This is a genomic window from Flavobacterium melibiosi (genome assembly GCF_048158545.1).
Taxonomy (GTDB): Bacteria; Bacteroidota; Bacteroidia; order Flavobacteriales; family Flavobacteriaceae; genus Flavobacterium; species Flavobacterium melibiosi.
In genome coordinates, this window is sequence record NZ_JBLNKU010000019.1 from 24,949 (window position 1) to 47,176 (window position 22,228).

At 32.9% G+C, this 22,228-nt stretch carries 22 protein-coding genes; 15 read left to right on the top strand and 7 right to left on the bottom strand.

Annotation, left to right across the window (positions count from 1 at the left end; genetic code table 11):
* Positions 1-48: 48 nt before the first annotated feature.
* Positions 49-624, bottom strand: coding sequence for a 6,7-dimethyl-8-ribityllumazine synthase (gene ribH, locus ACM55F_RS17855; RefSeq protein WP_416855175.1), 576 nt, complete (start codon positions 622-624; stop codon positions 49-51).
* Positions 625-729: 105 nt separating this feature from the next.
* Positions 730-1,503: a tetratricopeptide repeat protein gene (locus tag ACM55F_RS17860; RefSeq protein ID WP_416855176.1), complete on the bottom strand. Its 774-nt coding sequence runs from the start codon at positions 1,501-1,503 to the stop codon at positions 730-732.
* 231 nt (positions 1,504-1,734) lie between these two features.
* Between ACM55F_RS17860 and recF the strand changes: the two genes are divergently transcribed.
* From recF to ACM55F_RS17915, 11 genes are all read left to right on the top strand, one after another.
* On the top strand, positions 1,735-2,814 hold the full coding sequence (gene recF / locus ACM55F_RS17865) for a DNA replication/repair protein RecF (protein WP_416855177.1): 1,080 nt from the start codon (positions 1,735-1,737) through the stop codon (positions 2,812-2,814).
* 79 nt (positions 2,815-2,893) lie between these two features.
* Entirely contained in the window at positions 2,894-3,592 is a 699-nt protein-coding gene (locus ACM55F_RS17870) for a thioredoxin domain-containing protein (RefSeq protein WP_416855178.1), read from the top strand.
* 7 nt (positions 3,593-3,599) lie between these two features.
* Positions 3,600-4,271: a DUF2461 domain-containing protein gene (locus ACM55F_RS17875; RefSeq protein ID WP_416855179.1), complete on the top strand. Its 672-nt coding sequence runs from the start codon at positions 3,600-3,602 to the stop codon at positions 4,269-4,271.
* 14 nt (positions 4,272-4,285) lie between these two features.
* Positions 4,286-5,353: a glycosyltransferase gene (locus ACM55F_RS17880; protein ID WP_416855202.1), complete on the top strand. Its 1,068-nt coding sequence runs from the start codon at positions 4,286-4,288 to the stop codon at positions 5,351-5,353.
* A 109-nt stretch (positions 5,354-5,462) separates the two neighbouring features.
* On the top strand, positions 5,463-6,476 hold the full coding sequence (gene murB, locus ACM55F_RS17885) for a UDP-N-acetylmuramate dehydrogenase (RefSeq protein WP_416855180.1): 1,014 nt from the start codon (positions 5,463-5,465) through the stop codon (positions 6,474-6,476).
* Between the two features lie 93 nt (positions 6,477-6,569).
* Positions 6,570-7,184: an FMN-binding negative transcriptional regulator gene (locus tag ACM55F_RS17890; RefSeq protein ID WP_416855181.1), complete on the top strand. Its 615-nt coding sequence runs from the start codon at positions 6,570-6,572 to the stop codon at positions 7,182-7,184.
* A gap of 86 nt (positions 7,185-7,270) precedes the next feature.
* Positions 7,271-8,377, top strand: coding sequence for a glycosyltransferase (locus ACM55F_RS17895; RefSeq protein ID WP_416855182.1), 1,107 nt, complete (start codon positions 7,271-7,273; stop codon positions 8,375-8,377).
* The gene (locus tag ACM55F_RS17900; protein ID WP_416855183.1) at positions 8,368-8,919 is read left to right on the top strand and encodes an RNA polymerase sigma factor; all 552 of its coding nucleotides are present in this window, start codon (positions 8,368-8,370) and stop codon (positions 8,917-8,919) included. The genes ACM55F_RS17895 and ACM55F_RS17900 overlap by 10 nt, the downstream gene beginning before the upstream one ends.
* Before the next feature lie 773 nt (positions 8,920-9,692).
* On the top strand, positions 9,693-10,562 hold the full coding sequence (gene lipA / locus ACM55F_RS17905) for a lipoyl synthase (protein ID WP_091171698.1): 870 nt from the start codon (positions 9,693-9,695) through the stop codon (positions 10,560-10,562).
* Positions 10,563-10,636: 74 nt separating this feature from the next.
* Positions 10,637-11,647: a type I glyceraldehyde-3-phosphate dehydrogenase gene (gene gap, locus ACM55F_RS17910; protein WP_416855184.1), complete on the top strand. Its 1,011-nt coding sequence runs from the start codon at positions 10,637-10,639 to the stop codon at positions 11,645-11,647.
* 14 nt (positions 11,648-11,661) lie between these two features.
* Positions 11,662-13,827 carry a tetratricopeptide repeat-containing hybrid sensor histidine kinase/response regulator gene (locus tag ACM55F_RS17915; protein ID WP_416855185.1) on the top strand — a complete coding sequence of 722 codons (2,166 nt, stop codon included), beginning with the start codon at positions 11,662-11,664 and terminating at the stop codon, positions 13,825-13,827.
* 5 nt (positions 13,828-13,832) lie between these two features.
* Here ACM55F_RS17915 and ACM55F_RS17920 read toward each other — a convergent pair whose 3' ends face one another.
* Both ACM55F_RS17920 and lpxK read right to left on the bottom strand, forming a co-directional pair.
* The gene (locus ACM55F_RS17920; RefSeq protein WP_416855186.1) at positions 13,833-14,645 is read right to left on the bottom strand and encodes a purine-nucleoside phosphorylase; all 813 of its coding nucleotides are present in this window, start codon (positions 14,643-14,645) and stop codon (positions 13,833-13,835) included.
* Positions 14,617-15,642, bottom strand: coding sequence for a tetraacyldisaccharide 4'-kinase (gene lpxK / locus ACM55F_RS17925; protein WP_416855187.1), 1,026 nt, complete (start codon positions 15,640-15,642; stop codon positions 14,617-14,619). Before lpxK ends, ACM55F_RS17920 begins: the two co-directional genes overlap by 29 nt.
* A gap of 143 nt (positions 15,643-15,785) precedes the next feature.
* Here lpxK and ACM55F_RS17930 point away from each other — a divergent pair, with 143 nt between their 5' ends.
* The 4 genes from ACM55F_RS17930 (at position 15,786) to rluF (ending at position 19,465) form a co-directional block, all read left to right on the top strand.
* Positions 15,786-16,883: a Nif3-like dinuclear metal center hexameric protein gene (locus ACM55F_RS17930; protein ID WP_416855188.1), complete on the top strand. Its 1,098-nt coding sequence runs from the start codon at positions 15,786-15,788 to the stop codon at positions 16,881-16,883.
* Positions 16,884-16,886: 3 nt separating this feature from the next.
* Positions 16,887-17,666, top strand: coding sequence for a zinc ribbon domain-containing protein (locus ACM55F_RS17935; RefSeq protein WP_416855189.1), 780 nt, complete (start codon positions 16,887-16,889; stop codon positions 17,664-17,666).
* Positions 17,667-17,702: 36 nt separating this feature from the next.
* Positions 17,703-18,551 (top strand): alpha/beta fold hydrolase, encoded by an 849-nt coding sequence (locus ACM55F_RS17940; protein WP_416855190.1) that lies wholly within the window; start codon positions 17,703-17,705, stop codon positions 18,549-18,551.
* Positions 18,552-18,652: 101 nt separating this feature from the next.
* A complete protein-coding gene (rluF, locus tag ACM55F_RS17945; RefSeq protein ID WP_416855191.1) occupies positions 18,653-19,465 on the top strand; it encodes a 23S rRNA pseudouridine(2604) synthase RluF in 813 nt (270 codons plus the stop codon).
* 69 nt (positions 19,466-19,534) lie between these two features.
* Here the strand turns inward: rluF and ACM55F_RS17950 are convergent, their stop codons facing one another.
* Genes ACM55F_RS17950 through ACM55F_RS17960 form a run of 3 tightly spaced genes read right to left on the bottom strand, consistent with a single transcriptional unit; the run spans position 19,535 to position 21,884 of the window.
* On the bottom strand, positions 19,535-20,920 hold the full coding sequence (locus ACM55F_RS17950; RefSeq protein ID WP_416855192.1) for a DUF4153 domain-containing protein: 1,386 nt from the start codon (positions 20,918-20,920) through the stop codon (positions 19,535-19,537).
* Positions 20,921-20,973: 53 nt separating this feature from the next.
* The gene (locus ACM55F_RS17955) at positions 20,974-21,267 is read right to left on the bottom strand and encodes a winged helix-turn-helix domain-containing protein (RefSeq protein WP_416855193.1); all 294 of its coding nucleotides are present in this window, start codon (positions 21,265-21,267) and stop codon (positions 20,974-20,976) included.
* Positions 21,268-21,269: 2 nt separating this feature from the next.
* Positions 21,270-21,884, bottom strand: coding sequence for a hypothetical protein (locus ACM55F_RS17960; RefSeq protein ID WP_416855194.1), 615 nt, complete (start codon positions 21,882-21,884; stop codon positions 21,270-21,272).
* Positions 21,885-22,228: the final 344 nt, after the last annotated feature.

Sequence of the window (22,228 nt, forward strand, 5' to 3'; positions counted from 1 at the left end):
ATACTATTTGTGGAACAGTATAGGTTTTGAATTATTTATTTTAATTTTTTATTCCTTTAACTCTAAAGGCGAACCTTCTTCTATTTGAATTGCCCCTGCAAACAATAAATGTTGATTATCTATTTGATGTGATAACGAAGCCTGTTGACGAATATATGCCATTTTTATAGCAGCAATAGCAGCCTCAGTACCTTTGTTACCGTGAATTCCTCCACTTCTATCAATGGATTGTTGCATGGTATTATCAGTCAAAACACAAAAAATAACCGGAATGTCAGTTTGAACATTCAAATCTTTAATTCCTTGGGTTACTCCTTCACATACAAAATCAAAATGCTTGGTTTGCCCCTGAATTACACATCCAATAGCGATAACAGCATCAACATTCTGCGTTTGCAACATTTTCTTTGAACCATAGATAAGCTCAAAGCTTCCAGGAACATTCCAGCGAATAATATGCTGGGCTGGAACTTGGTTTTCCAAAAGCGCTTCTATAGCACCTTTATAAAGACCTTCAGTTATGGAATCATTCCATTCTGAAACAACAATCCCAAAGCGAAAATCTTTCGCGTTTGGGATTGAATTTTTATCGTACTCGGATAAGTTTTTATTTACGGTAGCCATTGATTTTTGATTTTTGATTTTAGTATTTTGATTTCAGATATTAAAGATAGTATTTTGAAAACAAAAATCTTCAATCTTGAATCAGGAATCTTAAATCATTTTTTACTATTGAGCCAATCCAATCAAAACGTCAATTGAAGCCGCTTCTGGAGTTGCATCAAAATTATCTTTAATATCTGTAAAATATTTCAAAGCATCAGCTTTATTTCCTAATGCTAAAGCAGTTTTTCCAGCTTTTAATAAGAAACGTGGTGTAGTGAAATCATTTTTATTTGACTCAGCAGCTTTTACATAATTCTCTAAAGCTTCTTTTGGTTGATTTTTTTGAGCATAAGCATCTCCAATAGCTCCTTTTGCCAAAGCACCCAATACAATATCTTCTGATTTGAATTTACCTAAATATTCAATCGCTTCAGTGTATTTTCCTGTGTTCAAATAAGCTATCCCAGCATAATAGTTAGCTAAATTTCCTGCATCAGTTCCTGAATATTCATCAGCAATTTTTAAGAATCCAAATTTACCTTCTGAACCATTCAAAGACAACTTATATAATGAATCACTTGCCACTCCATCGGTAGCTTTTTGAAAATTTTGTTGAGCAACAAACATTTCATTTGCAGCTTCATCCTGTTTTGGCGCAGCAATAAATTTTTGGTAGGCTAAGTAACCAACAGTTAATATCGCAACACCTGCAACTAATCCAATAATGATTTTTTGATTTCTGGCTACCCAATTCTCCGTTAACGAAGCTGTTTCATCTAATTTAGAAAAAACACCTGCAGTTGTGCTATCTTTTTCATCAGCAATTACCTCTTCAACTGTATCTTTTACTTCTTTTTCTTTTGGTGCTTTATATCCTCTTTTACTGTAAGTAGCCATTTATTTTTAATTTAGTGAGTCGCAAAAATAAAATTTTTATTCAAACCGACATAAAAAATATGCTTTTATATTCAAAAAAATATTATAGGAGGTTCTTTCTTTCCAAAGGAAAAATAATTTCCATAGAAAAAATCTAAAAGCCATTTTTATCGATATTTTTCAATAATTTGCACCCACTTTGAAAAACCCATTTAAAAACATCAAAGTTCTCAATACCAGCAAGCCTTACAGATGTATTTAAAAAAGATTTCATTATTCAATTATAAGAATTTTTCGGAAGCAAATTTCGATTTTGACACCAAAATAAATTGTTTTGTAGGTAAGAATGGTATTGGAAAGACAAATGTGCTTGATGCAATCTACCATTTATCGTACGGAAAAAGTTATTTCAATCCATTAGCGGTTCAGAATATTAAACACGGAGAAGAATTCTTTGTGATTGATGCTGAATTTGAAAAAAACGAAAGAAATGAACAAATTCTTTGTAGTCTAAAAAAAGGGCAAAAAAAGATATTGAAACGTAACGGAAAAGCCTATGACAAATTCTCAGATCATATTGGCTTTATTCCTTTGGTTATCATTTCTCCTGCCGACAGGGATTTGATTGTGGAAGGCAGCGAAACCAGAAGAAAATTTATGGATAGCGTCATTTCCCAACTGGACTCCCATTATTTACAGCAACTCATTCAATATCAAAAAGTAATGAGCCAGCGCAATGCTTTGTTGAAATATTTCGCATTGAATCATGTTTTTGACAACGATACGCTATCTATATATAATGAGCAACTTAATGGTTTTGGAGATTATATTTTCGAAAAAAGAAAAGAATTTATCGACCAGTTTATTCCTATTTTCAATACACATCATCAAGCCATAACGGGTTCACAGGAAACCGTTCAACTGGTGTATGAAAGTCATTTATTCGAAAAAAACTTGTTGACTTTATTGCAGGAAAACATCAATAAAGACAGAGCTTTACACTATACAAGCGTGGGAATTCACAAAGATGATCTATCATTTGAAATAGACCAACATCCGATTAAAAAATTTGGATCACAAGGACAACAAAAATCGTTTCTAATCGCTTTAAAATTAGCACAATTTGAATTTTTAAAAAAGCAAAGTGGCGTGAAACCAATTTTGCTTTTTGATGACATCTTTGATAAATTGGACGAAAGTCGCGTAGCCAAAATCATAGAAATGGTCAATAGCGATACTTTTGGACAACTTTTTATTTCAGACACGCATCCGGAGCGTACGGAAGCCGTTGTAAAATCGACACATCAAACCTATAAAATTTTTAATTTATAACTTTTATTTAATAGTTTATCAAGGTTCAAAAATTGAAAAATTACCTAATTTAGCCTATTCTAATTTAAATCAAATTACAATGAAATTTCATTCAATATACCTCCTAATCTTATCTTTTGTCGTTTTATCCTGTAATGGACAAACTTCAAAAGACGTAAAAACCATTGAAGCCAAAGCTTTTGCAGAAAGAATAAAGGAGACTCCAAATCCACAAATCCTAGATGTAAGAACTCCTGAGGAATTTGCGTCAGATCATATTGACAATGCTAAAAATGTAAATTGGCTTGGAAATACTTTTGTTTCTGATGTAGAAAAACTGGATAAATCAAAACCAGTTTTTGTGTATTGCAAAAGTGGAGGAAGAAGTCAAAAAGCTGCTGAAAAATTAAGTGAATTAGGCTTTACAACCATTTATCAATTAGACGGCGGAATATTAAAATGGGATGCAGCTGGCCTTTCTAAACCAAGCAGCAAAATAATTGGTATATCAACTCCGGAATACAACGAATTATTAAATTCGGACAAAAAAGTATTGATTGATTTTTATGCAGAATGGTGCGCTCCATGCAAAAAAATGAAACCGTATCTTTTGCAAATGGAAAAAGAATTAGCAGATAAAATCGTTATTATTCGATTGGATGCAGATAAAAATAAAACCTTGATGACTGAAATGAAAATCAGCGAACTTCCTACCTTATTATTATATGAAAACAAAGAAGTAAAATGGAAACATTCTGGTTTTATAAGTGAAACTGATTTAAGAAAACAATTACAATAGTTTTAAGATGCTTTCAAAAGACACACTCCAATTTCTGGATGATTTAAAGGCCAACAATAATAGAGATTGGTTTTTGGAAAATAAAAAAAGGTACGAAGCGGTCAAGAATGATTACCAGCAATTAGTTGCTGATCTACTTGACGCCATGAAACCAATGGATCCTTCGCTAGAAATGTTGGAAGTCAAAAATTGCACTTTTAGAATCAATCGTGACATTCGGTTTTCTAAGGACAAGACTCCTTATAAATCGCATTTAGGAATTTGGCTTTCTTCGGGTGCAAAAGGTCTAAATCGATCTGGGTATTATATTCATTTAGAAAAAGGAGCCAGTTTTATTGCCGGTGGATTGTATTGTCCTGAAGCGGAGGATTTGAAAAAAATGCGTAAAGAAATTGCTTATTTTCATGATGATTTAGAAGCAATTCTTGAGGAGAAAAATTTTAAAAAGGAATTTAAAGATTTTGATCGAAATGAAAAAAATACGCTAAAAAACCCACCTCGAGGGTACGAAAAAGAACATCCGGCTATTGAATTTTTAAAATTAAAAAGCTTTGAGTCTTCTCAAAGAATTGATATTTCAGCCGCTTCCAAAAAAGATTTTGTTACAGTAATGAGCAAAAAACTAATTGCGTTAAAACCATTAAACGATTTCATAAATCGAGCTTTAACTTCCGAGTAATTCAAATTATGTCGATAAAAAAGAGAAGAATACTTTTTTTAGGAGAAACCTATAGAGCCGATGCCATCACTTGGATGAATGGTCTTAAGGAATTTGGCGATTTTGAGATTATCACTTGGGAATTAAAAACATCAAATAGCGGCATTTTTAATCGAATAAAAAGAATCTTCGAATTTGGTCACGCTTTTTTTAAAATCAAAAAAATAATCCAACTGCAAAAACCGGATATGGTTATTGCAGAAAGAACCACGAGCTATGGCTTTCTTGCCGCATTATCTGGTGTAAAACCTGTTGCAATTGCACAACAAGGCAGAACGGATTTATGGCCTGAAAAATCGATTTCATTACCTTTAAAAAAACTCATTCAGAATTATGCTTTCAAAAAATCAGATTTAATTCATGCTTGGGGTCCAGTAATGACTATTTCTATGATAGAAGCCAATGTCAATATGAATAAAGTTTTGGTTTTACCAAAGGGAATTGATTTGGAGAAATTCGGCAATAACAACAATGCCAATCCAGAAAAAATTTGCGCAATTGTCACCCGATCCTTATTGCCGGAATATCGTCACGATATCATTTTAAAATCATTTGCCATTTTAAACCAAAAGGGAATTGATTTTGCACTTACCATTATAGGAGATGGTTCTCAACTTTCTAAATTGAAAGATTTAGCCAAAGAGTTAAGCATCGAAAACAAAGTAAACTTTACTGGAAGAATTCCGAATACAGCATTACCAAAACTATTACAACAATCCAACATTTACATTAGCATGCCAATAACCGAAGGTGTTTCAGCTTCCTTATTTGAAGCGATGGCAACAAACTGCTATCCAATTGTAAGTGACATTCCAGGGAATCAAAGCTGGATCGAGCACAGAAAAAACGGTCAATTGATCCCAATTGACGATTATAAAAAGCTTGCAGAAGAATTAATCTGGTCCTTTGAGAATACAGAACATAGACAACAAGCCGTTTCTAAAAATAGAAAATTTGTTGAAAAAAATGTAGATTACAGTATTAATATGAAGATTATTGCCGATAAATACCATCAATTAATTGATGGATCAAAAGCAGAATAATCTATTTTAGAATTAATGGATCTTGTATGATTATCGAAAATCACAAACAACCAATTTATAATTCTTACTTTTGACACGACATTAAACAATTCAAAAAGCACTTTCTTTTATGGAAATAGTACCTAATTTCTCTTTAAAAAAACACAATACTTTTGGCATTGAAGCCAAAGCAAAACAGTTCGTTGCCGTTCATTCTGTAGAAGATTTGAAAACTATTTTACAAGAAAATAAATCTCAGAAAAAATTTATTTTGGGTGGTGGAAGCAATATGCTTTTGACAAAAGACATTGATGCACTTGTTATACATATCGATTTGAAAGGCAAGAAAATTATTGAAGAAAATAATGATTTTGTTTGGGTCAAAAGTCAAGCTGGTGAAAGTTGGCATGAATTTGTGCTTTGGACCATCGACCAAAATTTTGGTGGTTTAGAAAACATGTCACTCATTCCTGGAAATGTAGGCACTACACCGGTCCAAAACATTGGTGCTTATGGCACGGAAATTAAAGATACTTTTGTTTCCTGTGAAGCGATGACAATAGAAAGTCAGGAAATGAAAACGTTCACAAAAGAAGAATGTCATTTTGGATACCGAGAAAGCGTTTTTAAAAACGAAGTGAAAAATCAATACATCATTACATCGGTTGTTTTTAAATTGACAAAAACGAACCATAAAATCAATACTTCTTACGGAGATATTTCGTCTGAATTAGCCAAAAATTATATCACAAATCCTACTTTAAAGGATGTCAGCAATGCCGTAATTGCTATTCGACAAAGCAAATTACCCGATCCAAAAGAACTAGGGAACAGCGGTAGTTTTTTTAAAAATCCAATTCTATTAAAATCGGATTTCAAAAAAATTCATCAGCAATTTCCTGAAATGAAATATTTTGATATTTCTGAAACCGAAGTAAAAGTTCCTGCGGGCTGGTTAATTGAGCAGGCTGGGTTTAAAGGAAAACGTTTTGGTGATGCAGGAATCCATAAAAATCAAGCGTTGGTTTTAGTAAATTATGGTAATGCGACCGGACAGGAAATTTTGAATGTTTCAAAAGATATTCAGGAGACTATTTTTAAAACGTTTGGCATTCATATTGAAGCCGAAGTGAATGTGATTTAACAAAAACAGATTGTTAGACTCCTTAGATTATTAGATAACAAATCGATTCATCTTATTTTTAATTCTAATATCAAAAAACCTAAGTTATCAAATATGTATACACCCGATATTTATAAAAACGAAAATCAAGAAGAAATCAAAAAATTTCTGCAAGAGAATAGTTTTGGTATTCTAATCAATCAAACCAATGGAAAATTGTGCGCCACACATATTCCTTTGGAACTAGACACTAATAAAGAAGGCAACGGTATTTTATGCGGGCACATTTCCAAAGAAAACCCACAATGGAATGGTTTCATAGACAATGACCAAATTTTAGCAGTATTTTCAGGACCTCACAGTTATATTTCTTCCTCTTGGTACGATCATGAAAATGTACCAACATGGAACTATATTGCAGTTCATGTGTATGGAAAAATCAAAATTATCGAAGGAGAAGCCGTAATCGAATCTTTAAAGAAACTAGTTGATAAGTACGAAAAAAATTCTGAAAACCCGGTTCGTGTAGAAGATTTGTCTCAAAAAACCATGATGCAAACTCGTGGAATTGTAGCATTTGAAATTGAAATCACTGAAATCCAAGCCACAAGAAAATTGTCTCAAAACAGAGACGAAAAAAATCATCAAAACATCATTGCCGAGTTAGAAAAAGTCAATACAAATCAGTCCATCGCTATCGCAAATGAGATGAAGAAATGCCCAATATAAATTCTTTCGAAATTCACAGATTGTATTTAACAATTCACAATTCTATTCATACCTTTGCACTCGATTTAAAAACTCATTAAACTCAGATGCTTATACTAATTCTTTACTTTTTTATTTTTATTGTTGTTGTTCAAATTTCGTATTATCTAGGTGTTTTTGGGAAATTTGCTTTCGCCAAAGCACAGAAAATAACACCAAAAAGAATCCCGATATCGGTTATTGTTTGTGCGAAAAACGAAGAAGAAAATGTAGCGAATTTCATCCCGTTACTTGCGGAACAAAACTATCCTGATTTTGAAATTGTCTTGATTGACGATGCTTCAAGTGATAATACTTTGGCTATTTTTGAAGGCTTTGAAAAGCAATATCCAAATGTTCGTTTGGTAAAAGTAGAAAACAACGAAGCCTTTTGGGGTAACAAAAAATACGCACTGACTTTAGGAATAAAATCTGCAAAAAAAGAATATTTATTATTCACTGATGCTGATTGTTACCCGACTTCAAAAGATTGGATAACAGCTATGAGTTCTCAATTTACAATGCAAAAAACAATTGTTTTGGGTTATGGTAAATATAAAAAAATCCCCAATTCATTTCTGAATAAAATAATTCGTTTTGAAACTTTACTTACTGCAATTCAATATTTCTCTTGGGCAAAAATAGGACATCCGTATATGGGTGTTGGGAGAAATTTAGCTTACAAAAAAGAAACGTTTTTTAATGTAAATGGCTTTATAGAACACATGCAAATTCGTTCGGGAGATGATGACTTATTTATCAATCAAGCGGCAAATGCAAAAAATACGACCATTGCTTACACCCCGGAAAGTTTTACACTTTCTAAACCAAAAACAACATTTAAAGACTGGTTTACCCAAAAAAGAAGGCATATTGCCACGGCAAATTACTACAAACCTTTAGATAAATTACAATTAGGAGCATTTTATTGTTCGCAATTGCTATTTATTTTATTGCCTATTATCTTATTATCTTTTCAATTTCAATGGATATTAGTTTTGAGTTTAATTGCGCTGCGATATCTTGTCGCTTGGATTGTTGTTGGATTTTCAGCAGGAAAATTAAAAGAAAATGACATTAAGTTCTGGTTTCCTTTAGTTGAGATAGCACTTATATTCACACAAATCAATATCTTTATAACAAATATATTCTCAAAACCAGTACATTGGAAATAAACAAACAGATAGAAAAAGCAAAACAAGGCGATCAAGTTGCCTTTACTTTTCTATTGGATTATTATTGGAATGAAGTATATGGTTTTATGCTAAAACGTACCGAAAACGAAACTAATGCCGAAGACATTACCATCGAAACGTTCTCGAAAGCATTCGATAAAATAGCTACTTACAACTCGGAATTCCAGTTTAATACTTGGCTTATCGCTATTGCAAAAAACGTCCATATCGATTTATTGCGAAAAAAGAAATCAAGCCTTTTTGTTGAAATTACTGAAGAAGAAGACCAGCAAGCCTATAATATTGCCGACACTACTCCATCTGCAGAAGATGAATTAATTACCGAACAAAACCTTTCTCGATTACTACAATTTATCAAAGAATTAAAACCGCATTACCAAGAAGTAATTCAACTTCGTTATTTTCAGGAAATGAGTTACCAAGAAATTGCCAACAAAATTGACGAACCGTTGAGTAATGTCAAAATTAAATTGCTTCGCGCCAAAAAACTTCTGGCGGAAATCATTCAGAATAAAAGATAATACGATTATTTATACTGTTTTTTTTTATTTTTTCAATTGCCGTTGGTTTTAACCAATGGATTAAAATGAGAAATGAAAATTGGCTTTAGCCGAAATTATAAAACTATTTTGGCTAAAGCCAATTTGCTCTAAAATTTCCTATCCGTTGGTTAAAACCAACGGCAATTCATATCTTGTGGTTATAAATAAAAACGCGCTACAACCCTACCTTGGATACAAATTTTCATACATTAGAATAGAACACAGATTTGACGGATTTGACGGATTGTCACAGGTTTTTTTGATTATAACATGAAAAATCCAACATGATTATGACAATTCGGGACACGACTATTTTAGGACATTCAGGTAAAAAGAGATCCAGGTTATGGCTTGGGCAAAGAAGCCGTTCGAGTGTTGAAATCCTTAAAAACGAAATGGTCGCTGGGAATGATTGACGGAAAAGCAGTGCGAACTGCCTATAATCTTCCCATTACGGTACAGATGAATTAAATAAAAAAGAAATGCTTCAATTAATTTTGAAGCATTTTTATACCCACATTATTTTCTTTACCATTTTATCATAAACCAACAAAAAGCCCTAATATAGCCCTGATTGCAGTGGCATCCCACGCATTTTTTTGCGTGGATATAACGGAAAGCAGGACGACTATTTTCTAAAAACAAGCAAATATTGTGCTCCTAAAGCATCCGTTTCTCTTTCTTCAAATAAACAAATAAACGAATCCACAAATAAACTACATTCCTTATCTTTGTGCTCTGAAAATTGATATATGGAAACTGTTTTAGAAAATACTTTACCTGTAGGAAAACCAAAATGGTTGAAGGTAAAACTCCCAATAGGCCAAAAATATACTGAGCTTCGCGGCTTAGTTGATAAATATAGTTTGAATACGATTTGTACTTCGGGAAGCTGCCCAAATATGGGTGAATGCTGGGGCGAAGGAACGGCAACATTTATGATTTTAGGAAATGTATGTACGCGTTCCTGTGGTTTTTGTGGTGTAAAAACCGGAAGACCGGAAACTGTAGACTGGGATGAACCTGAAAAAGTGGCGCGTTCTATCAAAATCATGAACATCAAACATGCTGTAATTACAAGCGTTGACAGAGATGACTTGAAAGATGGCGGTTCTATTATTTGGATAGAAACCGTGAAAGCCATTCGCAGAATGAACCCAAACACAACGCTGGAAACTCTGATTCCTGATTTTCAAGGCATCGAAAGAAATATTGATAGAATCGTGGAAGCGAATCCTGAAGTGGTTTCTCATAATGTAGAAACCGTTCGCAGATTGACACGTGAGGTACGAATTCAGGCAAAATATGACCGAAGTCTTGAAGTGTTACGTTACTTAAAAGAAAAAGGAATTAACAGAACGAAGTCGGGAATTATGCTTGGTCTTGGCGAACAAGAAGAGGAAGTGTATCAAACGATGCGAGATTTGCGTGAAGCCAATGTTGATATTGTAACGATAGGTCAATACTTGCAACCGAGTAAAAAACACTTGCCAGTAAAGGAATTTATAACGCCGGAACAATTTGCAAAATACGAGCAATTTGGTTTGGAATTAGGGTTCCGTCACGTAGAAAGCGGACCGTTAGTTCGTTCATCCTACAAAGCACAAAAACATATTCTTTAAAGAATTGTTTCAAGTTTTAGGTTTAAAGTTGCTCAACTTGAAACTTCAAACCTGAAACTTTAAACAAAAAAATATTGAAAACAAGAATTGCCATAAATGGTTTTGGAAGAATCGGCAGGAATTTATTCCGATTACTTTTAAACCATCCCTCAATAGAAGTTGTTGCCATAAATGATATTGCTGATAAAAAAACAATGGCGCATTTAGTGAAATATGACAGTATTCATGGTGTTTTACCATTTGCGGTCAGCGATGACGAAAAAGGAATTCTGGTAGATGGAAATCATTTTTTGTTTTTTCACGAAAAAAGTATTTCAAACCTGGATTGGAAAAGTTTAGACATTGATTACGTAGTGGAATCAACTGGTAAGTACAAAACTTTTGAAGAACTGAATTCCCATATTATTGCTGGCGCCAAAAAAATGATTCTTTCTGCACCTTCGGAAGTTGACACTATAAAAACGGTAGTGCTCGGTGTAAATGATTTTATTCTTGACGGCACTGAAACCATAATTTCGAATGCTAGTTGCACCACGAATAATGCAGCACCGATGATTAAAGTAATCAATGAGCTTTGCGGTATAGAACAAGCTTACATCACTACCATTCACTCCTATACTACAGACCAAAGTTTACACGATCAACCTCATAAAGATTTACGTCGCGCTCGCGGGGCAAGTCAGTCCATCGTACCCACAACAACTGGAGCGGCAAAAGCATTGACAAAAATATTTCCTGAGTTTGAAGGTAAAATTGGCGGATGCGGCATACGAGTACCCGTTCCTGATGGTTCTTTGACTGATATTACTTTCAATGTAAAACGTGCGGTGACTATAAATGAGATCAACGCTGCTTTCAAAATTGCCGCACAAACAAATTTAAAGGGAATTTTGGATTATACCGAAGACCCGATTGTTTCTGTTGATGTGATTGGCAATAAAAATTCATGTATATTTGATGCCCAACTCACTTCTGTTATTGATAAAATGGTAAAAGTAGTAGGCTGGTATGATAATGAAATAGGCTATTCGTCTAGAATTATCGATTTAGTTCTTTTAATAGAAAGTAAAAAAATTAACAAATAAAAATTTAGTTATAAATGAAATACCTTTTCATTTTTATCTTTTTTTTAAATTCGTTTCTGTATTCTCAAACTAACGAGAAAACAGATAGCATCTCGTATTACAGTACTTTAAGTAGCTCAAATATCTTAAACAATAAATACAAAAATGCGCTTTTTTACACACAAAAAGCTATAAACTATTCTAAGGTAATTCGTAACACTCAAGCTCAGGCTAATCAAACCTATAACTTAGGTAAAATCTATTTTGATTTAAAAAAATATAATGATGCTATCGAAACCTTTCACAGAAGTATCACGTTATATAAAAACTTAAAACCGAACGCTGAATACGCCTACTCCTATTACTATCTTGGAGTATGTTATATAGAAAAATCAAATTTTGCTGATGCCGAAATTTGTTTTGACAAAACTGAATCCATATTTGAAGAACTAAAAATCAGTGATACTGCTGAAACACTAGCACTTCAAAGAGGAATTATAAGCAAGTCAAAAGAAAATTACGATGTGGCTTCAACAATTTTCAAAACCATAATTGCAAAACCTGATAGCCCGGAAATCTTAAATTCAAAGGTAGAAGCATTATACCAAATAGGAACAATTGAAGCCTCAAGGAATAGATTTAATTTGGCTTTAAACTATCTTAACAAAGCATTGAAGCTGAATGAAAAAGATAAAAACATAGAACAAAAATCAGATATTTTGCTTGCATTAAGTACTGTTTTTGAAAAAACATTAGACAAAAACAATGCCTATTCCTATTTGAAACAACATCTTAATCTGAAAGAAAGTATTTCTATTTTAAATAACGAAAGACTGGGTATTGATGATTATGATAAGTTTAAAGAAACAGAACGTTTAAAGGAACTGGCACAAATTGACAGAGATAATAAGCAACAGGAGAAAACTAGTAAATTTTCTAAGTTAATTAGTATTTTGGCGATTGCATTAATTTCTATTTTATCATTATTAAGCTTGTCTTTGTATAAAAATAATATTATTAGAACGCAATCCAATCTAATGCTGAAAGAAAAAAACAAAGAGTTGGAAATCGCTAAAGAGAAAGCCGAAAGAGCCTCTAATGCCCGATCTGAATTCTTATCAACTGTGAGTCATGAACTTCGGACACCACTGAATGCCATAAATGGAATAGCCCATTTATTATTGGAAGAAAATCCGAAAAAATCCCAAATGAACTATTTATCTTCCTTAAAATTTTCCGGGGATTATCTGACAAAGTTTATAAATGAAATTCTGGAAATTAATAAAATTGATTCTAATAAGGTTGAAATCGAATACATCAGCTTTAATCTTAAACAATTATTAGAAGACATACAAAACTCTTTAAAAGAAATAGCTTCTATAAACAACAATAAATTTAATCTTGAAATTGACTCTTCTATTCCTGATTATTTGATTGGTGACCCTACAAAATTATCTCAGATCATGCTGAATCTGATTAACAATGCACTTAAATTCACAAAAAACGGCAGTGTAAGCGTAATTGTGAAACTTCATTCTTTGAAAGATAAAAATGCCACATTATATTTTGAAGTAACTGATACAGGAATTGGAATTCCGGCAGACAAATTACAAAGTGTTTTTGATAGTTTTTCTCAAGGTTCAATAGAGATCAATCGAAAATACGGGGGAACTGGTTTAGGGTTGACAATTGTAAAAAAATTAATTAAAATTCTGGGTGGTAGAATAAATTTAAGTAGTGTCGTAGGAAAAGGCTCTTCATTTTCGTTTGAGCTACAATTTAAAATGGGTTCCCAATTAGTGAACCTCGATGAAAAACCTAAAACATATGATGACTCTCGCTTAAAAAACAAAAAAATACTTTTAGTAGAAGACAATAAAATCAATCAAATGATTACCGACAAAATGCTTCGCAACAAAGGAATATTTTGCGAAATAATTGACAATGGTGAAGATGCAATAGAAAAAGCAAAAAACAACAAATTTGATCTGATTCTAATGGATGTCCATTTACCCGGTATCAATGGAACTATTGCTACGGAACAAATTAGAAAATTTGACACTGAAACACCTATTATTGCACTTACCGCAATATCACTAGACGAAAATCGGGAAATGCTTTTATCCTTTGGCATGAATGATGTTGTTACAAAACCATTCATACCGGAAGAATTCTATGCCGCAATTGCCAGACATGTGTAGCGATGCTAATATTTCAAAATCAATTCTTTGATTAGGCTTCTCACTTTTGGTTCTGCATTTTTAGCAGCTTCTAAAACTTCATCATGAGAAATTGTCCCTATACTTTCTTCATTTCCCATATCAGTAATTACTGAAATCCCGAATGTTTCTAAATCCATATGACGGGCCACAATCACCTCGGGAACCGTTGACATTCCTACGCAATCAGCACCAAGAATTTTCACCATTTTGTATTCAGCCAAGGTTTCAAAAGTAGGACCTTGTAAACCCAGATAAATTCCTTCATGAACCTCAATGCTTAATTCTTGAGCCAGTTCAGTAGCTTTGGCAATCATCTTTCTGGAATACGGTTCGCTCATATTTACAAAACGAGGTCCAAAGCGTTCGTCATTTTTACCACGCAAAGGATGTTCTGGTGTCATATTGATATGATCAGTAATCATGACAATAGCACCTACACTATAATTTGGATTTACACCACCTGAAGCATTTGAAACTATTAATTTCTCAACACCTAAAAATTTCATCACTCGTACTGGAAAAGTAACTTCCTTCATCGAATAGCCCTCGTAAAAATGAAATCGGCCTTGCATGGCAACTACATTTTTATCGCCTATTGTCCCAAAAACCAATGCGCCTTTATGACCTTGAACGGTTGACACAGGGAAATTTGGTATTTCGTTGTAAGGCAAAGTAAATTCTACTTTCATTTCATCAGTAAAACTTCCTAAACCTGACCCTAAAATCACCCCATATTTTGGGGTAAAATCAATTTTTACTTTAATAAAACTAACGGTTTCTTGTACTTGTTCCCACATAATTTAAAATATTTTTATCAAAATTTTCACTTCCAGAAACGAAAGAACCTTGTATTGGTAAATAGAAAAGTTGTTCGCTTGGCAAACTTCCTTTCAATCGTACATAATCTTTTTCGGTAGTGATAATAATGTTATTTTGCGCTAAATTTTTAATTTCCAAAATGTCTTTATCGGTAAAATTATGATGGTCCGGAAAAGACAAGCAGACATCATTGGTATCTTGTAAATAGGCAAAAAACGGTTCCGGTTTTGCAATTCCTGCTACGAGTAATTTAGCAGCCGATTGAATTTCATTTACATTTACCTTTCGGTTCTCTGCATAAATAAAATTGTCATACGCTATAAAAGTAAAGTACAATTCCTGATTTCCAGAAACCTTTAATCTGTTTCTAATATCATTCTGTTTGTCTTGCGAAAGATTAAAAGGACATTTGGTTACAATAATCATGTTCGCTCTTTCTGCTCCGCTTCGGCTTTCGCGTAAATTTCCGGTTGGCAACATAAAATCATCCGAATACAAATCCCCGTAGGAAGTCAATAAAATATAGAAACCTGCTTTTACTTTTCGGTGTTGAAAAGCGTCATCAAGCAGAATCACTTCTGGTTTTATGGGTTGTGAAAGCAATTGTTCGATCCCATTTTTTCTATCGGCATCAACGGCAACTTGAATAGTCGCGAATTTTTTATAAAATTGAAAAGGCTCGTCTCCAAGAATTGCAGCATTTGAATTGGCTTCCGCCAAAATAAAACCTGTAGACTGCCTTTTATAGCCACGACTCAACGTGGCAATTTTGTATTTGTCCGAAAGTAAACGAATCAAATATTCGATTTGAGGTGTTTTTCCTGTACCGCCAACGCTAAGATTTCCAACAGCAATAACGGGTAAATCAAAAGAATAGGATTTTAAAACTCCTTTATCGAAAAGAAAATTCCGAATACTCGTTATCAGACCATATAAAATGGCAAACGGAAACAGTAATTTTCGTAGTAAATTCATTTTACGAAAGTAGAATATTTTATCTTTATAAAAAAAGTTGATTTGTTTATTCGTTAATTTGTTAATTCGAAAATCCAGAATTAAACAATCAAAAATCTGATGTTATGAAATCAAAGATTCACGAATACCAAAAAAACTAAACGATGAGTAAAATCAAAGAAATAATTTCCGTACTCGAAGAAATGGCGCCACTCGCCTATGCTGAAGATTTTGACAATGTGGGATTATTGGTTGGAAATCAAGAATCCGAAGCAACTGGAGTTTTGGTTTGCCATGATGCTTTAGAAAATATAATTGATGAAGCGATTGCAAAAAAATGCAATTTAGTGGTTTGTTTTCATCCCATATTATTTTCGGGTTTAAAAAAAATAACGGGAAAAAACTACGTGGAACGAGCCGTAATTAAAGCCATAAAAAATGACATTACCATTTATGCCGTTCACACCGCCTTGGACAATCATCAAGAAGGCGTGAATAAAATATTTTGTGATACCTTGGGATTGATAAATACTAAAATCTTGATTCCAAAGGAAAACTTCATTCGCAAATTAGTAACCTATACGATTCCTGAAAATGCAGAAGAAGTGCGAAATGCATTATTTGATGCTGGAGCCGGAACGATTGGAAATTATGAAAATTGCAGTTTTAATTCGAAAGGAATTGGAACTTACATGGGAAATGAACACAGCAATCCACAAGTTGGAGAACGATTTGAGTTTGTGCAAGGCGACGAAATCAAAATCGAAGTCACTTTCGAAAAGCATTTGGAAAACAAAATCCTGAAAGCCTTATTCAAAAGCCACGCGTATGAAGAAGTGGCGTATGAAATTTATGCGTTGCAAAACAAACATCAGAATATTGGTTTGGGAATGATTGGCGAATTAAAAAATCCCATGAGTGAAAAAGAGTTTCTGCTTTTTGCAAAAGAAAAAATGCAATGCGGTGGGATTAGACATTCCAACTTTATAGGAAAGGAAATAAAAAAAGTCGCGGTTCTTGGCGGAGCAGGAAGTTTTGCGATAAAAAATGCAATTCAAGCCGGAGCTGATGTTTATTTAACAGCTGATTTAAAGTATCATCAGTTTTATGAAGCCGAAAATCAACTTTTATTGGCAGATATCGGACATTTTGAAAGCGAACGCTATACAAAAAATTATATTGTTGAGTATCTTCGGAAAAAAATCCTTAATTTTGCAGTTATTTTATCAGAAGAAAATTCAAATCCAGTTAAGTACTTATAGAATATGGCGAATACGAAAGAATTAAGTGTTGAGGACAAGTTAAGAGCAATTTACGATTTACAACTAATTGACTCTAGAATTGACGAAATCAGAAATGTAAGAGGTGAACTTCCTCTAGAAGTAGAGGATTTAGAAGATGAAGTTGCAGGTTTAAGCACCCGTTCGGAAAAATTGAAAAGTGAACTCGAAGTTATCGAAGATCTGATCAAAGCAAAAAAGAATGCAATTGATGAGCACAAAGAGGCTATCAAAAAATATACGAAGCAACAAGAAACTGTTCGCAACAACAGAGAATTTAATTCGTTGACTAAAGAGGTTGAATTTCAAGAATTAGAAATTCAATTGTCCGAAAAACAAATTAAAGAAATGAAAGCTTCTATCGAACACAAGAAAGAAGTAATCTCAAATTCAAAAGAAAGATTAGAAGCAAAATCTAATCACTTGAAACATAAAAAATCAGAATTAGACGCTATCATGTCTGAAACTGCAAAAGAAGAAGCTTTTTTATCTGAGAAATCAGCTGAATACCAAGCTTTAATCGAAGAAAGATTATTGAAAGCTTATACTAGAATCAGAACAAGTGTTCGTAATGGGTTAGCTGTTGTTTCTATTGAAAGAGGAGCTTCCGCAGGATCATTCTTTACGATTCCACCTCAGACACAAGTAGAAATTGCTTCAAGAAAGAAAATCATCACTGATGAACATTCAGGAAGAATATTAGTCGACAGCACATTGGCCGACGAAGAAAAAGAGAAAATGGAACAATTGTTTTCTAAATTCTAATTACATTTAAGCCTCCTAATCGGAGGCTTTTTTATTATGAAAAAAATGTTTTTTTTTATATTCACAAAATCTATTGGATTATACATTAACCTTCTAAGTTTTGTATTTCCAAAAAAAGCATCGCAACTCGCGTATGCCTTTTTTAGTGAACCCAGAGAAGGTAAATTATCTAAAAATAAGCTGCCCGAAATTCTGCAAGAAGCACAATCCCAAACGTTTCAACAGGAAGAAAATTTCTTTCAAACCTACACTTGGAAAGGAAATGACACTATCATTCTTTTGGTTCACGGATGGGAAAGCAATGCTTCTCGCTGGGAAAACTTGCTGCCTTACCTACAAAAATCAGGAAGTACTATTATTGCTATCGATGGTCCGGCTCATGGATTATCCAGCGGAAAAGAATTCAATATTCCTCAATACGCCGAATTTATTCATGTTGCTGTGGAAAAATTCAAACCACAGTATCTCATCGGTCATTCCATTGGTGGAAAAACCTGCTTGTATTACCAATCCGTCTATCAAAATGATGCCTTAAAAAAAATGGTAATATTGGGAGCTCCGAGTGATTTCAAAATCATCCTGAACAATTACATTACATTATTAAGCTTGAATGCTAAAATTTCAAAATCTTTAGAAACGCATTATCTCAACAATTTTAAACTCAGTCTAGAACAATTTTCCGGCAAAATATTTGCTTCAAAATTAAATATAAAAGGACTAATTGCCCATGACATTGACGACTCCGTAGTTTTATTCGAAGAAGGAAAGAAAATTGCCGAGGCTTGGAAAAATGTAATTTTCATAGAAACTAAGGGCTTAGGGCACAGCATGCATGATAACGAGTTATACGAAAAAGTTTCCCGCTTTTTATTTGAAACAGAGTAATTAAAAACAAGTCGTCCGTAAAATCTTATCCAAACTTCTTAATTTTCAAATAAACAAATAACCGCATAAACGATTAAACAATTTAGTACTACTTTTGCATCATGGAAGAAAATCTAAAACGCCTCAATAAATTCATAGGAGAAACGGGATATTGCTCTCGCCGCGAAGCTGATAAAATCATTGAAGAAGGTCGTGTAACCATCAATGGAGTCGTTCCGGAATTAGGGACAAAAGTTTCTCCCGATGACGAAGTGCGTATTGACGGTAAACTAATCCGTGAGAAAAATGAGAAACCCGTTTATTTGGCTTTCAACAAACCAGTAGGCATTGAATGTACTACCAATTTAGATGTTCGCAATAACATTGTAGATTATATCAATTATCCCAAACGTATTTTTCCTATTGGAAGATTAGACAAGGCCAGTGAAGGATTAATTTTTATGACCAATGACGGTGATATTGTTAACAAAATTCTTCGCGCCAGAAACAATCACGAAAAAGAATATACCGTAACGGTTAACAAACTCATAACCGATCGATTTATTGAAAAAATGGGAAATGGCGTACCAATTTTGGACACTATTACCCGAAAATGTAAGGTAGAAAAAATCAGCTCCACCATTTTTAAAATCGTCTTGACCCAAGGTTTAAACCGCCAAATTCGTAGAATGTGCGAATATCTGGGTTATGAAGTTACCGCTTTGAAACGTATTAGAATCATCAATATTTCGCTTGACATTCCCGTAGGTCGCTACCGTGATTTAACAGATGCAGAAATCAAAGAATTAAACGAATTGATTGAACCTTCGAGCAAAACAGAAGAAGCGAGTTTACCCAAAACTGAAGCTCCAAAAAGAAGAACCGAATTCATCAAAAGAGATGATCCAAGGTTTAAAGGAAGAGGCGATTATTAAGCATGAAAAAAAAACCAAATAGTATCTAACTTTTTGGGGGCAGTCTAATTTTGAAATGGGTTTTTACTTTTATTTCTTAGTTAAAAATTCGTAGTATAAAGCTTTTGATAAAAAGTTATCCGATTGCCTGTCACTAATCTCTTTCTCTCTTGAAAGCTCAATTTCTTGTCCATCTAATTGCTTTAGTAAAAAATAGTCTCGACGGGGTTCATCATTAAAATTTAATCCGGATAAAAACATAGGCTCTACCCCTTTATTTACAGAAATATTGTAATTGGTGATTATATTCCCCCAATTAACAAAACTGCATAAAAGTATTGTTCCATAAAAATACCAAATCATTTGATTGAAAAGATAAGCATTTGTTTTTTGCTTATAAATCTTCCAAAAAGTAATTAACAAACCTACAACTGCTAATAACAAGAAAGCGAAAACGCCAAGTCTTTTATAGGTTAAACCAAATGCAGCAACATATTCAACATTTTTTATAATGGTACTGATAATTAATACTCCGTTCAATGCTATCCAAATTTTGGATAGTAATTTGAGATTACTCGCTTTCTTGTCAAAATTGAATCCATTTTTAAAAAAGAATAGCATAACCCCAACAGCCATTACTATTGAAAAAATAACAGCATTTACTCTTTCATGTGTTGCGGCGCTCAAAGACAGAACCACTTTCTCCTCAAAAAACTGTTCATAATTATAGGTACCAATAAAAATTAAAATCATACAATTTAAAAGTACTAACGTAATTTCGCCGCTCTTTCTTTCGAAAACCAAATCAAGAAATGGAAAAGTTTGTTGATGCTCCATTTTTCTTTCATCGCTAAAATCGTTATCTAATTTTGAATTAAAATCATAACAAATATCAGGTACCCAGTAATTCCAGAAACTAAACGAAATGTAGAAGCCTAACAAAGAAATTAGAAAGACTTCCAAAACATCCAAATCTAACGTATAATCCGTAAATAGAGATGAAAAGTGTTCACTACCGAACGCGTATACCACAAAAAACAAGGTTATAAATAGAGCTGGAATAACAACGTAAGCTATAATTTTTTTAGCAAAATCATTTTTGATTTCTCTTTTTGGAAGCCATTGACTAAACATCAATATGCGTCCTAGTGAAGCAAATCCATTGATAAATACAATGGGGAAAATCTGTAGCATTTTAAGTTTTACTTCATGGGTTTTAAATTGTAAAAAAAGAATAGACATGGATAAAGCCAAAAAAGATACAAAATCGCCATACCAAGCAAAAGCAAAACACGACAAAATAGAAGTGCTTACTAATACTAAATGCAAACGACTGGTAAATCGTTCCTGAAAGAAATAGCATATCATTCCGGTCAATACCAAACCGAAAATTGCCAAATTCACTCCTACTTCTTCGTTGTAAAAAAGCAAAGTAAAAATCAGGCTACAAGCTAAAATTAAATGGTGTTTTTTCATAATAAAAAATTTAAAAGTACTTTGTATTTCAAAGTATAAAGATAAAAAAAAGGTTATTTAGATTTGATTAATTTTTCAAGACTATTTAAGTGCGATACAAAAGCAGCTCTACCCATATTGGTAACTCGATACGAAGTTTTCGGTTTTTTACCAACAAACTCTTTTTTAACTTCTATGTATCCCGTTTTTTCCAATGCCGAAGAATGACTTGCTAAATTACCATCAGTAATATTCAATAAAGATTTCATTTCGGTAAAATCAATCCAGTCGTTTACCATCAGAACAGACATAATGCCTAGTCTGACTCGACTTTCGAAATCTTTATTTAATGTATCAATGATTCCCATTTCTATTTGTATTTTTTGAACATAATTAAACCGTACAGAATATGTAAAATTCCAAATCCTATAGCCCAAAAAATAAGTCCATATCCAAGATAAAAAAGGGAAATACATCCTAAAACAATTTCACATGTACCCAAATATTTAATATCCGAAAAAGTATATTTCCCGGCATTAATAAGTGCTAAGCCATAAAACAATAAAGTAACAGGAGCAATCAGAGCGAATAACTGATGGTATAAAAGTGCCATACAAAATACGCCTCCAACCAATAAAGGAATCGCTAGATTCAGTAACATCTTTTTAGTAGTATTAGTCCAAACCGGTAAATCAAACTTTTTACTTTTTCTCAAAGTAAAAAATATACCAGAGCCCAAAGCTAAAATTAAAATTGCCGAAGCAATAAATGCTAATTCGATTATTAAATCATAACTATACGTCTTTTGCTTACCATCAAAATATTCAATGCCATAATGCTTAAACAACTGATAGGCATAAATTGAACCCGCTAATGCAAATAACCCGGCAAATACTCCTGAAAGGCCACTTAACGAAATAAATCTTGAAGAGCGCTCCATCATGGAACGAATATGCGATAAATCTTCTTGATGTTTTTGATTCATAAATAAAGTACTTTGAATTACAAAGTTATATTTTATTTTTAGATTTCAAAATAGAAACAGATTTTATTTTGGTTCGTTTTTTGTTGCAATTCTCACTAAGTAAATTCCGTCCAATTATTAAACCGTTTAATCTATACCAATAATATCTGTAATTCCAATTACACTATAAATTAGTGCCTCTTTATTATTCTCCTTTCGACTTTATTCATACTTACTGATAATTTTAATTCACTATACAATAACTTAACCTTTTGTTTGAAGTATATTAATCTGTTTTTTTAATGGACGCCATAAATTTGCTGGTCATCTAAAAAATAGTATTTGAAATTTTTCCTCAACAATTT